General features: G+C 74.4%; 9 protein-coding genes. 5 read left to right on the top strand and 4 right to left on the bottom strand.

The annotated features are described in order from the left end of the window. Positions 1–31 precede the first annotated feature (31 nt). The 3 genes from ACFVHV_RS35290 to ACFVHV_RS35280 all read right to left on the bottom strand — a co-directional run bounded on the left by ACFVHV_RS35290 (position 32) and on the right by ACFVHV_RS35280 (position 2,906). The gene (locus ACFVHV_RS35290) at positions 32–757 is read right to left on the bottom strand and encodes an alpha/beta fold hydrolase (RefSeq protein ID WP_380356882.1); all 726 of its coding nucleotides are present in this window, start codon (positions 755–757) and stop codon (positions 32–34) included. A gap of 280 nt (positions 758–1,037) precedes the next feature. Continuing rightward, positions 1,038–2,030, bottom strand: coding sequence for an alpha/beta hydrolase (locus ACFVHV_RS35285; RefSeq protein ID WP_380356879.1), 993 nt, complete (start codon positions 2,028–2,030; stop codon positions 1,038–1,040). An 81-nt stretch (positions 2,031–2,111) separates the two neighbouring features. Continuing rightward, positions 2,112–2,906 (bottom strand): alpha/beta fold hydrolase, encoded by a 795-nt coding sequence (locus ACFVHV_RS35280; protein ID WP_380356877.1) that lies wholly within the window; start codon positions 2,904–2,906, stop codon positions 2,112–2,114. A 370-nt stretch (positions 2,907–3,276) separates the two neighbouring features. Between ACFVHV_RS35280 and ACFVHV_RS35275 the strand changes: the two genes are divergently transcribed. From ACFVHV_RS35275 to ACFVHV_RS35255, 5 genes are all read left to right on the top strand, one after another. Next, positions 3,277–6,024: an AAA family ATPase gene (locus tag ACFVHV_RS35275; protein ID WP_380356875.1), complete on the top strand. Its 2,748-nt coding sequence runs from the start codon at positions 3,277–3,279 to the stop codon at positions 6,022–6,024. Positions 6,025–6,295: 271 nt separating this feature from the next. Further along, on the top strand, positions 6,296–7,546 hold the full coding sequence (locus tag ACFVHV_RS35270; RefSeq protein ID WP_380356872.1) for an ABC transporter substrate-binding protein: 1,251 nt from the start codon (positions 6,296–6,298) through the stop codon (positions 7,544–7,546). Next, positions 7,518–8,456 (top strand): carbohydrate ABC transporter permease, encoded by a 939-nt coding sequence (locus ACFVHV_RS35265; protein ID WP_380356870.1) that lies wholly within the window; start codon positions 7,518–7,520, stop codon positions 8,454–8,456. Before ACFVHV_RS35270 ends, ACFVHV_RS35265 begins: the two co-directional genes overlap by 29 nt. After that, positions 8,453–9,271: a carbohydrate ABC transporter permease gene (locus ACFVHV_RS35260; RefSeq protein WP_380356867.1), complete on the top strand. Its 819-nt coding sequence runs from the start codon at positions 8,453–8,455 to the stop codon at positions 9,269–9,271. Before ACFVHV_RS35265 ends, ACFVHV_RS35260 begins: the two co-directional genes overlap by 4 nt. A 162-nt stretch (positions 9,272–9,433) precedes the next feature. After that, complete coding sequence (locus ACFVHV_RS35255) at positions 9,434–10,438, top strand: helix-turn-helix domain-containing protein (RefSeq protein WP_380356864.1); 1,005 nt, start codon at positions 9,434–9,436, stop codon at positions 10,436–10,438. Positions 10,439–10,582: 144 nt separating this feature from the next. Here ACFVHV_RS35255 and ACFVHV_RS35250 read toward each other — a convergent pair whose 3' ends face one another. Next, positions 10,583–13,024: a penicillin acylase family protein gene (locus ACFVHV_RS35250; RefSeq protein WP_359904846.1), complete on the bottom strand. Its 2,442-nt coding sequence runs from the start codon at positions 13,022–13,024 to the stop codon at positions 10,583–10,585. Positions 13,025–13,320 lie beyond the last annotated feature (296 nt).

Here is a 13,320-nt window from a genome sequence, read left to right as displayed (position 1 = left end):
ACCGTGTGCCCGGCGGGACGGCGGATCCGGCTCAGTCGGCCACGGACCGGACGGCCTCGCGGATCACGTCCACGACCCGCTCGGGCCGGGAGAGCATGACCAGGTGCGAGGAGTCGACCTCGACCGCGGTCGCCCCGGCACGCCGGTAGCCGAACCGCTGGACGTCGGGGTTGAGGGTGCGGTCGGCGGATGCGACGATCCCCCAGGACGGCTTGTCCTTCCATGCCGCGGTCGGCGCGGCCTCACCGAACGCCGCCGCGGCGAGCGGACGCTGGGTGACGGCGAGGACCCGGGCGAGGGCGGGGTCGACATCGGCCGCGAAGATCGCCGGAAGGCGGTCGACCTCCACCGACACGTCGGTGCCCTCGCCCTCCCCGCCGTCCAGCGGGAACGGGCTGTACACGAGGGCGGAGGCGAGCTCGGAGTCGGGGAAGCCACCCTGCAGTTCACCCAGGCTCTCCCCCTCCTCCAGCGCGTAGCCCGCCAGGTACACCAGGGCCTTCACGTTCTCCTCGGCACCCGCCACGGTGATCACCGCGCCGCCGTAGGAGTGGCCGACCAGCACGACCGGCCCGGGTATCCGCCGGACCACCGACGCGATGTAGGCGGAGTCGCCGGTCAGACTGCGGTTCGGCACGGCGGGCGCCACCACGTCCAGTCCGTCGGCCAGCAGTTCGGGGATGACCCGGGCGAAGCTGGAGGCATCGGCGAAAGCACCGTGCACCAGCACGACGGTGGGCGTGTCGTTGGTCGTCATGGCTGAGTCCTCTTCGGATCGCTGATTTCCTCGGGGCGTCCGCGGGCACGCCGGGAGTCCGGCGGGTTCGCGTGGCGGGCCCGGTCGCGGCAAGGCGCCTGCTCGGGCCGGGTATCGCCCTCGGCGCCGGTTCCGGCGCTGCCCACCAGGCTAGGAGCGCGTGGCCCCGGGGCCTGTTCCCCCGGCGCACCGGGTGCGGTCGGTCCGCGCACCGTCGCGGGCGGGCCTGCTCCGCCGACCGGCCGGGGGATGCCGGCCGGTCGCGGCGCGCCGCCCGGGCTCACCAGGAGCGGCGGTGCAGCGCCATGTGGACGGTGTCGACGGCCTGGATCAGTGCGGCCCGGGTGGTGCCCGTGGGATGGATCCCACCGACGAGCAGGAAGCCGTGCATCACGCCCTGGTAACGCGTCGACACCACCGGCACACCGGCCGCCCGGAGCCTGGCCGCATAGGCCTCGCCCTCGTCCCGCAGCACATCGGCCTCCGCCGTGACCACCAGCGCCGGCGGCAACCCCACCAGCTCCTCCAGCGACGCCCGCAACGGCGCCGCCGTGGCCCGCGTACGCAGCCGCGGTTCGGGCAGGTAGTCGTCCCAGAACCGGCGCATGTGGTCACGGTGCAGGAAATAACCGCTGGCGAAACGACGGTACGAGGCGGTGTCGAAATCCGCGTCGGTGACGGGGTACAGCAGCACCTGCTGCGCCAGCCGCACATCGCCGCGCTCACGCGCCAGCAGCGTCAGCGCCGCCACCAGATTGGCCCCGGCGGAATCACCGACAGCCGCGATCCGCTCCCCCTCCAGACCGATCCCACGACCGTGCTCCTGGATCCAGCGGGCCACCGCGTGACACTGCTCGACCGCCACCGGGTAGCGGGCCGCGGGCGCCCGGGCATAGTCGACGTACACGACCGCCGCGTCGGTGCCCAGAGCGAACTCCCGTACCAACCGCGCATAACAGGCGGCATCGCCCAACGACCAGCCGAGACCGGGCACGAACAGCACCACCGGACTCGGCTCGACGGCACCGACCGGCCTGGTCACCCGAACCCGCACCCGCCCGGTCGGCCCGCACGGCAGCACGAACCACTCCGACGTGGTGCCGTACGGATCGTCCTCGTCCTCGTCCGCGCTGATGCTCGGCAGGCTGTCGAGAGCGAGGAAGGAGAGGTCCGGCAGCTCCGTCCGTGCCGCTCCGGCCCGGGTGTCCAGGAACTCCTGGAGTTCCCGGTCGAGCACCGGTCGCCGGGCCGGGGAGGGAGTGGGGTCGGACAACTCTTCGCTCCTGGCGTGATCGGAAGGGCCTGACCGTGCGCGGGGAGCACACCACGGCCGGGCGCGCCCGGCCGGACTTCCTCAACCGGCCCGGTGGCGACCGTCTCGTTGTCCATCCGGTCCGGTCTCCTGAATCGGGAGATTCACAGACCGTACACGACCCGGCCTGGTGGCGTCATGGATGAAGTCCGCGACGGCCGTCGGCCGGGAGAGGGCCACACTGTGGGAGGCGCCGGGCAGTTCGAGGACGGTGGCGCCGGCCCGCTGGGCGGTGAAGCGCTGGATCTCCGGGTGCAGCGCCCGGTCGGCCCCCGCCACCAGGGCCCAGGAGGGCGTGGTGCGCCAGGCCGCCGCCGTCGGCGCGTCGCTGAACACCCGCTCGGCGACGGGGCGTTGGAGTGCCGCGAGCACCTGCGCCACCTCCGGGTCGAGGTCGGCGGCCATCAGCGACCGGAAGCACTCGGCCGGCACGGTCAGCTCCGGCTCCCGCCCGGTGCCGCCGGTGGGCAGCTCCGTGCGCCGCAGCCGGGGAATCAGCGGCGCGGGGGTGAAGCGCTCCGCGAGCGCGTCGAAGCTCTCCCCCACGTCGGGCAGGTAGGCGGCCACGTAGACCAGCGCCAGGACGTTCGGGGCGGCGGCCCCGGCCTCCGTGATCACGGCGCCCCCGTAGGAGTGGCCGACCAGGACGACCGGGCCGTCGATGCCCGCCACGACGGCGGCCAGGTAGGCGGCGTCGTGGGCGAGTCCCCGCAGCGGGTTGGCGACGGCGAGGACCGCCAGGCGGCGCCACTGGAGCTCGGCGATGACGCCGAACCAGGTACTCGCGTCGGAGCAGCCGTCGTGGACGAGCACGACGGTGGGCCGGGTGGGGGGCATGGCGGCCTTTCGGACGGCGCCGGACGTCCGGGCGCGAAGGACTGCGGGGACGGGTTCGGAAGGGTCGGCGGTCGTCGAGCGGCAGCCCGCGCTGACGATTCTCCCGGCGTGCCGACCGGCTGACCACCGACCGACGTAGGGATCGCCCGGCCGAACTTCATCGCTCTGTAGCAACGGCCCACCGGCCCTGCCGGCCGACAGGGCCGACCCGACCGGCAGGCCTCCGGCCGTGGACGGCGCACGCGGCCCGCGATGGGGCCGCCCCGCACGGCGTACCCTCGGGGAGCCGCGAACGGCGGCAGGGCGGGGTCGTCCCTCGGCACGGGCCGAGCCCGGCCCCGGCAGGCGAGCACGGAACGGGAAGGCGTCCATGGCAGGGTCAGGCGGTCCGCTGTCCCGTGGCGGCCTGCGCGGCCGGGAGGCCGAGCTCGAACGGCTCCAGGCGCTGATCACCTCGGTGGCCCGCACCGGAAGCGGCGGACTGGCCCTGATCCAGGGGGAACCGGGCATCGGCAAGACCACCCTGCTCGCCGAGGCCGCCGCCAGGGCCCGGGCCGCGGGCTTCTCCGTGGGCGTCGGCAGGGCCGACGAGCTGCACCACGTCGTACCGCTCTCCTCCCTGGCCACCGCCGTCCGGCACGGCGAGCGTCCACTGCTGTCCGACGACGCCTTCGCCGACCTCGCCCGCCATCACGACCAGCGGATCTGGCTGGTGGAGCGTCTGGCCGAGGCCGTCGAGGCCAGGGCGGGCGGCGTTCCGGTGCTGGTCGGCCTGGACGACGTCCAGTGGGCCGACGCGCTGAGCCGGTTCGCCCTGCAGCAGCTCCCGACCCGGCTGCGGAGCTCGCCGGTGCTGTGGGCGCTGACCTCCCGTCCGGAGCCCTCGGGCCCGGCCGAGGAGATCGTGACGGCCGCGACCGGCGGCCTCCCGACCGTCACCGTGACCCTGGGCCCGCTGTCGGGCGCGGCCATCGGCCAGCTGGCCGGCGACACGCTCGGGGCGGCGGTCGACGGACGGGTGCGGGAGCTGTTGGACGGAGCGGGCGGCAACCCGTTCCTGGCGGTCGAGATGCTCGTGGGTCTGCGCGGCGCCGGGTCCTCGCCGGAGGCCGTGCCCCCCGGGCTGGTGGTGGGTGTGCGCGGCAGGCTCAGGTCGCTGCGGCCCGACACCCTGCGCTTCCTCCGGATGGGGGCGGTGCTGGGACGCTGCTTCGGCTTCGAGGACGCCGCCGCGCTCTGCGGCCGGTCGGGCGCCGACCTGGTCCCGGCGCTGGAGGAGGCCGTGCGGGCCGGGCTCCTGGACGACGACGGTGACCGGCTGGTGTTCCGGCACGATCTGCTGCGCCAGGCGGTCTACGCCGACATCCCGCCGTCGGCCCGGAAGGCCCTGCACCGCGAGGCCGCCCGCGGCCTGGTCGCCGCGGGCCGGCAGCCGATCGACGCGGTGCCGCACGTCCTCAGGGGTTCGCTGCCCGGGGACGAGGAGGCCGTGGCGCTGCTGCGGCGGGCGGCCGAGGACGTCCTGCCGGTCACACCGGGCCCGGCGGCCGACCTGATGACGCGCGCCCTCGACCTGGTGCCGTCCGCGGGGCCGCTGCGGTTCGCCGTGGGTGAGCAGGCGGTCCTCTGCCTGACCCGGGCCGGCCGGAACCGGGAGGCGCTGTCGACGGGTGACCGGCTGCTGGCCGAGCGACCGCCGCTGGCGACCTTCGGCCGGCTCCAGGCCGCCCTCGGCGGGACGCTGTGGACCATGGACCTCGCCGACGAGCTGCGCCGCCGCACCGAAGCCGCCCTCGCCGTGGGGGGCTCCGCCCCGGAGGTCCGTGCCAGGCTGGCCGCCCAGCGCGCACTGGCCCTGTCCCGGGGCTCCGACCTCGTCGCGGCGCGCGAGGCCGGCGAGGCCGCGCTGGGTGACGCCACCGCGGTCGGTGACCGGGAGGCGCAGGTCCTCGCCCTGTCCGGGTTGGGCGAGATCGCGCTGAACGCCGGTGAGAACGCGGTCGCGCTGGAGCGCTTCGCCGCGCTGAGCGCCGTCGATTCCGCCTTCCTCCCCGAGGAGGTCGTCGCGCACCTGCACATGGACGACTTCGCGTCCGGCGAACGCCTGCTCCTGCGGGCGGCGGACGGGGACGGGGCGACGCGTCAGGCCATGCTGCTGTGGGCGCAGGGCCAGCACGACCTGGGAATCGGCCGGCTCGACGACGCCGATGCCGGCTTCGTGACCATGGAGCGCCTGGAGGACGAGGTGCGGGTGCCCGTCCAGCAGGTGAACGGTCGTGTGATCCGCTCCCGGATCGCCCTGCTGTGCGGCGACCGGGAGGCGGCGCGGGAGCACCTGGTCGCCGCGCGGGAGCGGCTGGCGGTCAAACCGAACCCGGGCAACACGGCCGCGGTGCGGTTCCTGGAGGCGGTCCACGCCGAGGCCGACGGGGACACCGGGCTCGCCGTCGACCGGATCCGCCGTGTCCAGCGGGAGGGCTCCTTCATGCGGTGGCGGCTCCTGCGGGACTGGGTCGATTCCGCGATCCGCATGTCCCTGCGCGGCGGGGAGCGCGAACTCGCCGAGGACCTGGCCACGCAGGCCGAGGCCCACGCCGCACGCAACCCGGCCGTGCCGACCGCCACGGGCATCGCGGCGCACGCCCGCGGGCTCGTGAACGGTGATCCCGCCCTGCTCGAACACTCCGTGGAGCTGCTCGGGGCGAGCCCCCGCCCGCTGGTCCGGGCCGCCGCGTACGCCGACCTCGGGCAGGCGCTCCTGACGGCGGGACACGCGGAGCGGGCCGCGGCCGCGCTGGCCCGCGCACGGGAGACGTTCGCCGGGTCGGGCGCCCACGCCGCGGCGGCACGGGTGCCGCGGGCTCGGGAGGGTGCGGGCACCGGCAGTCGCGGGGCGGCCGCCGCGCGTCGCCCCGTCCAGGGCTGGGGGGCCCTGACGGCCTCGGAGCGGAAGGTCGCGGGCCTCATCGCCCGGGGCCACACCAACCGGTCGGCCGCCGAGGTGCTCGTGGTCTCCCCGCACACCGTCAACACCCATCTGACGTCCGTCTTCCGCAAGCTGTCGATCAGCTCCCGGGTGCAGCTCGCCAACCTGGTCGCGGCCCTGCCCGACGGCTGAGCGGGGCGCGCGGCCCGGGTGTCCGGCGCTTCACGGCCCCGCGCACGCCGTGGTGCTGCCGCGGCCCGAGGCCGTGGTGGCGATGGTCCGGGAGGCCACCGCGCACACGACGGGCACTCCCGGGGGTGTTTAATATGCGTTCGGACGGAAGGGACCGGTCGGGCCGCTACGACGCCCCCGGAATCCGCCCCCTCGCACGACCGACCCCGGTCGCCCCGTCGCCCCGTCGCCCCGTCGTCCCGTCACCCAGTCACCCGGCAAAGGCACCAGCATGATCCCACCGGCCAGCTCGTCGGTGCGGCGGATCGCCGCGCTCCTGACCGGGATCCTCGCCCTGGTGTCCGCCGCCGGGTGCGGTGACCCGACCGGTTCCAGGTCCGCCGGGGGTGAGGTGACCTCCATCACCGCGCTCGACTACTACACCGACGAACCCGAGCACGCCCAGTGGGGCGGGATGCTCACCGAGTGCGGCAGGACCGCCGGGGTGGAGGTCCGGCACACCAGCGTTCCGGGGGCGTCCCTCGTCCCCAAGGTCCTGCAGCAGGCGTCCTCGCGCACCCTCCCCGACCTGCTGATGCTCGACAACCCGGACCTGCAGCAGATCGCCCGGACCGGCGCGCTGACCCCGCTGGACGACTACGGCATCGACTCCGGCGGCTTCTCCGAGGGCATCCTGTCGGCGGGCACCTACCAGGGATCGGTGTACGGGCTGGCCCCCGCCGTCAGCACCGTCGCCCTCTTCTACAACGAGGACATGCTCGCCGAGGCCGGCGTCGCCGTCCCTAGGACCTGGGACGAACTGAAGGCGGCGGCGGCCGCGTTGACCCGTCCCGGGCGCTACGGGATGGCGGTCGACGCCAACCCCACGTTCGAGGGCACCTGGCAGTTCCTGCCCTTCCTGTGGTCCAACGGCGGTGACGAACGGCAGTTGGACACCCCGCAGGCCGCGCAGGCGCTCCAGCTCTGGGTCGACCTGGTGAACAGCGGATCCATGTCCAGGTCCGTGCTGAACTGGACGCAGGCCGACGTCCACGACCAGTTCGTCGCCGGGAGGACGGCCATGATGATCAACGGCCCATGGCGGATCCCGGCCCTGAACCAGGAGGGGAACCCGCACTGGGGAGTGGCCCCCGTGCCCGTCCCCCGGCTGGGGCAGACCCCGGTCACCCCGCTCGGCGGTGAGGTGTGGACGGTCCCGAAGGGCGCTTCCAGGGCCCGGCAGGAGAAGGCCGCCCAGGTGCTCGCCTGCCTGAACACCCCCTCCAACATGCTCACCGCGGCCGAGCAGCACTTCACCGTGCCCTCGCGCACCGCGGTGGCCGCCCGGTACGCCGAGGCGGTCCCCTCGATGGGCGCGTTCGCCAGGAGCGTGGAGGCGGCACGCTCGCGCACCGGCGAGCTCGGCGCCGCCTGGCCGAAGGCGGCGACGGGGATCTACACCGCGGTCCAGTCCGCGCTGACGGGTGAGCGGACACCGGAGGAGGCCCTCAGGCATGCGCAGCGGATCGCGACCGCCGGCTGACCCCGTCCCGGGGCGCCTGCGGGAGCGAACGGCGCGGTGGCTGTTCATCGCGCCCGCCGCGGCGTACCTGTCGCTGTTCTTCGGCTACCCGCTCGTCAAGAACCTCGTGACGAGCTTCCAGCACTACACGGTCACCACCTTCTACACGGGTGACGCACCGTTCGCGGGGCTGCGGAACTACGCCGGAGTCCTCTCCTCGGACCAGTTCCCCCGCACGCTGCTGACCACGGTGCTGTTCACCGCCGGCTCGGTCCTGGGGCAGTTCGCCGTCGGCCTGGCCCTCGCCCTGTTCTTCCGGCGCGGCTTCCCGCTCGGCGACGTGCTGCGGGCGCTCCTGCTGCTGCCGTGGCTGCTTCCGCTGGTCGTCTCCGCGACCGTCTGGAAGTGGATGCTCGACCCCGACACCGGAGTCGTCAACGCCGCACTGCGCGGCCTCCACCTCTCGTCGTCCGGCGTCCCCTGGCTCACCGGCGGCTCACAGGCGCTGGTGTCGGTGGTCCTCGTCAACACCTGGGTCGGCATCCCCTTCAACACCGCGATCCTGTACGGCGGTCTGCGGGACATCCCCACCCACCTGTACGAGGCGGCGGAGCTGGACGGCGCCGGTCCGCTCGCGTCGTTCCGCCACATCACCTGGCCGCTGCTGCGGCCCGTGGTGAACGTCGTCCTGGTACTGGACGCGGTCTACACGCTCAGGGTGCTGGACATCGTCCTCGTGGTGACGGGCGGCGGGCCGGCCAACGCCACGGAGACCCTCGCCACCCAGTCCTACGAAATGTCCTTCCGGCAGTTCGACTTCGGGCGCGGCGCCGCGATGAGCAACCTGCTCGTCGTCCTGTCGCTCGTGTGCGCCCTCGCCTACCTGCGCGCCGGGCGACGCGCCAGGAACGACCGGGAGGCGACCCCGTGAGGCGCGCGCCCCGCCGCCGCGGCCCGCTGTCCACCGTCGTCGGGATCGTCCTGCTCGCGCTGATGCTGTTCCCCGTCTACTGGATGGTGAACGCCTCCCTCCAGCCGACCGGCAACACCCTGCGAGGAGGGTGGTTCCCGCTCCGTCCGGACCTCGGCGGGTACGCCACCGCGCTGCGCGACCAGGGGCGCAACCTCGTCACCAGCCTCGTCGTGGCCCTCGGCAGCGTGCTGCTCAGCCTCGCGCTCGCCGCCCCGGCGGCCTACGCCCTGGCCCGGTTCCGGCTGCGCGGAACCGACCTCGTGCTGCTCGGCATCCTGATCACCCAGACGGTGCCGGGCATCGTCGTGGCCAACGCGCTGTACGGCGCCTACGCCGACCTGGGGCTCCTGAACTCCTGCCTCGGGCTGATCCTCGCCGACTCCACCGCGGGCGTCCCCTTCGCGATCGTCCTCCTGCACACGTCCATGCGGAGCATCCCCGGGGAGATCGTCGAGGCCGCGCAGCTGGACGGCGCCGGCCGGCTGCGCGTCCTCCGCTCCGTGGTGCTCCCGCTGAGCAGGAACGCGCTGATCACGGCCGCCGTCTTCACCTTCCTGTTCACCTGGGGCGACCTCCTCTTCGCCCTCACGCTCACCACCACGGGAACGGTCCGGCCGGTTACGCTGGGCGTCTACCAGTACATCGGCGCCCACACGAACCAGTGGAACGCCGTCATGGCCACCACGGTCCTGGCCGCCGTTCCGGCCGCCGTCCTGCTCGTCGTCGCCCAGCGCTTCGTCACCACCGCGGCCACCGACGGAGCCCTCAGGTGAGCGGCGATCGCGGTCGGCCCGGCCCGTCACCGACCCGCGGACGGCCACCGGTCCGCCGCCCCGGTGCCGGTTCCCGGATCTGGTAGGTTCACGCGATGCTCCGCCGCGCCCCCCGCTGGCATGGTGTTCCGAAAGGCACAGCTGTCGGGAGGTCGGAGAACCATGGCGCCGGACGTTCGGGAGAGAGGCGCCTGCGACGACAGCGCCACCGCGACCGCGTCGCTCTCCACCGCCCCGCTGTCCGCCGCCGCACGGGCGGAGGCCTGGCACGAAGCGGTGTCCCACACCTTCGTGCCGATGGCGGTGGACCTCCTGGAGAAGGTGCCGTCGCCCGGAACGATCGTCAGCCGCCGGCTGGGTCCGATACGGATTTCGAGGATCCAGGCGGGACCCCAGGTGGTGACGCGCGGCAGGCGCATGATCGCCGCGGACGACCCTCCGACCCTGATCCTGAGCCTCCAGGAGCGGGGCACCGCGGTCAAGGAACAGGACGGGCGGGAGACGGTCGTCCGGCCCGGCGAATTCTCCGTCACCGACTCGTCCCGGGTGTTCCGGAAGCGGATCGACGAGGGGTTCGTCCTCACCTCCTTCCACTTTCCCCGGGAGGAGCTGGACGTGCCGGAGCGGGACCTGCGCGGGCTGACCGCGACGGCGTTCAGCGGCACCGGGGGCAGCTCCGCACTGGTGGCGACCTACCTCGCGCAGCTGGCGCGCCAGGCGGCGGGGCTGGACCACGTCGTCGGACGCCGGGCGGCATCCACGGCGCTCGACCTGCTGGCGATGCTCGTCGACGAGCGGGGCGGGCGCACCCGGCCGCAGAATCCGCAGAGCGCGGCCTCCTTGGAACGGGTCAAGGAGCACATCCTGCGGAACCTCCGTGATCCGGACCTGTCGCCGTCCGCCGTCGCCGAGGCGAACTTCATGTCGGTGCGCTTCCTCCACAAGCTGTTCCAGCAGGAGGGCGTCACCCTCGGCACCTGGATCCGGACCCAGCGGCTGGAGCGCTGCAGCCGGGACCTCGTGCGGCCGATGGCCGAGGAGCTCGGGGTGGCGGGGATCGCCCGCCGCTGGGGCTTCGCCAACTCCAGCCACTTCAGCCGCGCCTTCCGCGAGGCCTACGGCGTGTCACCACGGGACTGGCAGGTCGGCGTCAGGCCGACGGAGTGACGCCCCGCCGACGTAAGGGCGAGAGACGTCCTTGACCGTCCTGGGGGACGTCCCGGACAGGACCTGCGTCGGGGAGGGGGTCGAGCCCGGTGGCGGCCGCCGTCATGGCAACGGCGGCCGCCCGGAGCCCGGAGCGAGGACGGGTCAGCGTCGCAGGGTGGTGACGGTGAGGCCCGGGGCAGAGCGGATCTCGGCCTCGGTGAAGCGCTCGGTCACCCACTGCTTGCGGGCGTAGGCGCGGGTCTGGTCGGTGAAGTGGGAGGACGTCGGGTCGGCGGACTCGCCGTAGGTGAGCAGCGTCCGGGTGCGCGGGCCCCGGTCGGTCAGCTCGGTCGCCATCACGAAGGTGGCGCCGTGCGGGACGCTGCGGACGTCCGTCGGGTAGGTGCCGCCGCCGGCGCCCGAGTCCGGTCCGGCCGTGACGACGTTGAAGCAGCCCAGCTGGTGGGAGCAGCCGTGCAGCGGGATGCCCGCCCAGCGCTGGACGCTGCCGATCGGGGCGTCCACCGGCAGGCCGCGGCTCGCCAGGTCCTTCACCGCGTCGGCCAGCGCGCGCTGGGCGACGGGGTTGGCGGCGTCGATGCCGCGCGGGGTGGTCAGCGGCCGGGCCGGGTCGGCCGGGACCGTCTGCCAGGCGGTCGTGCCGGTCTTCGCCAGCGCGTCCCGGTACGCCTGCCAGAGCACGGTGCCCCGGCTGTCGGCGTCGGCCCTCGTGTCCCAGGCCGCGAGCGCGCCGCACGCCGGGCGCACGTCCACCCGGGTGCCGTCGGACGCGGCGATCTCCGGGTGGGCGCGGCACAGGGCCACGGCGTCGTCGCGGTCGAGTTCGGCGCTCTGCACCCGGTTGCCGAACATCGTCGCCTGGAGCGAGCCGAGGGTGAAGCCGGGGGCGCCGAGGCCGTCGGTGCCGGCCCTGCGGTCGGCGATCATCCGCAGGCTGAGCTGGGTGCGCAGCATCCGCTCGGAGGCGCCCCGGTAGACGGTGGGCAGGCCGGTGATCGGCGCGTCCGCGTTGGTCAGGTACGGGCCGTTGTTGGCGTTGGCGACGTAGTCGGTGCGGGTCAGTGCCGGGTGGTTGGCGGGGCCGAAGACGCCGGGCACGAGCGCGTCCGGGTCGCGGCCCGGATCGCAGGCGGTGGTCGAACCGTCCAGCACCGGTCCGATGGCGGTGACCGCGGCCAGGCAGCGGCCGAGTTGCTCGTCGGGGAGGTGCGGGACGGCGGAGGCGTCGGTGAACCAGGTGGTGCCGCTGGAGTCGACGGCCGTCGTGTACACCCAGGGGAGGCCCTGGTAGGTGCGCTGGGCCTGGCGCAGCTGGTCGAGGTTCTGGGCCCGGCCGATCGCCAGCCACTGGTTCAGGGAGCGGAGGTTCTCGGCGTTGGCGTCGCCGAGGGTGTAGGCGTACTGCCCGGTCCAGCCCTCGGAGAGGACGTAGCCGAGGCGGGAGCGGTAGACGGTCCGGTCGACGGTGGAGAGCGTCCCGTCGGCGGCCCGGACGGTGATCCTGACGGCCTCCTGGGCCATCCGTTCGACCTTGCCGTCCACCAGGTACGCGGTCGGGTCGCCGGGCACCAGCGTGAGCCGGTGGAGGGCGTAGTGGTCCGCGTAGCTGGTGGTGTGGCTCCAGGCGAGGCCGCGGGTGTGGCCGATCTGGAGGAACGGGATGCCGTACAGTCCGGCGCCGGCGACGTCCAGGACGCCGGGGATGGTCAGCTGGGCCTGGTAGAAACGCTGCGAACCGGCCCACTGGAGGTGGGGGTTGGCCAGCAGCAGGCCGTTGCCGTTGCGGCTGGCGTCGCGCCCGATCGCCCAGGCGTTGCTGCCGAGTTCGGGGTTGTCGGCGGAGCGGCCGGGAGCGGCGATCCGGGCCGGGGCCGCCCCGGCTCCGGACGTTCCCTCCGCGGTCGCCCCGGGGGCGAGTCCGGCCCCGGCGCCCGGGACGGCCGTGGCGATCTGCTGCTTGGCGGCGGAGCTGCCCGCTTCGGTGTTGACGTCGTAGAGGATGTTCCACAGGTCGTCCGCGGTGATCGGCCCGACCCAGGCCTTCCCCCGGCAGGACGGGTCCGGGAGGTGGTCCGCGCCGGTGTCGCCCAGGTAGCGGTTGTACCCGGCGACGTAGCCGTCCACCAGCTGCCGCGCCTCGTCGGTCGGGCCGAGCGGCGCGGGGGCGGCCAGCAGCCGCCGCACCGTCCCGGTGCCCAGCACGCCCCGCTGGTAGGTGTCGCTCACCAGGTTGGTCACCAGGTCGACGGACCGGGCGTCCGGGCCGAAGTGGCGCGAGCGCTCACCGCGCACGGTGACCACCTGGTCGGCGAGCTGGCACAGGTTGTCCTGGGCGAAGGCGTACCCGTAGCCGTAGCCGAGGCCGCCGAAGTCGCGGGCGACGACGTGCGGGACGCCGTACTCGGTCCGGCTGACCTTCGCGGTCCAGCCGCCCCGGTCGAGGTCCAGGCCGGCCCCGGGGTCGCCGTCCGCGGCCCGGGCCGCGGTGGGCACCAGGGCCGCCAGCAGCGCGGACGCCAGTCCGACCGCCACGGCCGCCGGGGTGAAACGCCTTCGGATCGCGCTGAACTGACGCTCTCTCATGTCTTCCGTTCCCGTCATGGGCCCCACGCTGACGCCGTGGCGCCCGGCCGGTCATCCCCCCTCGGGACGACCCGTCCTCGGCCACCCGGCTGATCCGTGCACGTCTCGGGTAGGGGATGGTCCTTGCCCGCACCACCTCTACGGTCGGGCGATGCGGTCCGTGGATCATCAGGGTCCGGCGCTCCGGCGGAGCCCTGCCGCCCGAGCGGGGGGGGGGGCCCCCGCGCGCCCCGGGGCGCCGCCCCCCCCGCCGGGGCCCCCGCGCGCGGCGCGGCCCCGCGCCGCGGCCCGGCGCC

Source organism: Kitasatospora sp. NPDC127116 (genome assembly GCF_042677365.1).
Lineage (GTDB): Bacteria > Actinomycetota > Actinomycetes > Streptomycetales > Streptomycetaceae > Kitasatospora > Kitasatospora lactacystinica.
The sequence above is the reverse complement of the archived record's forward strand: the minus strand, read 5'-3'. Positions and strand labels throughout refer to the sequence as shown.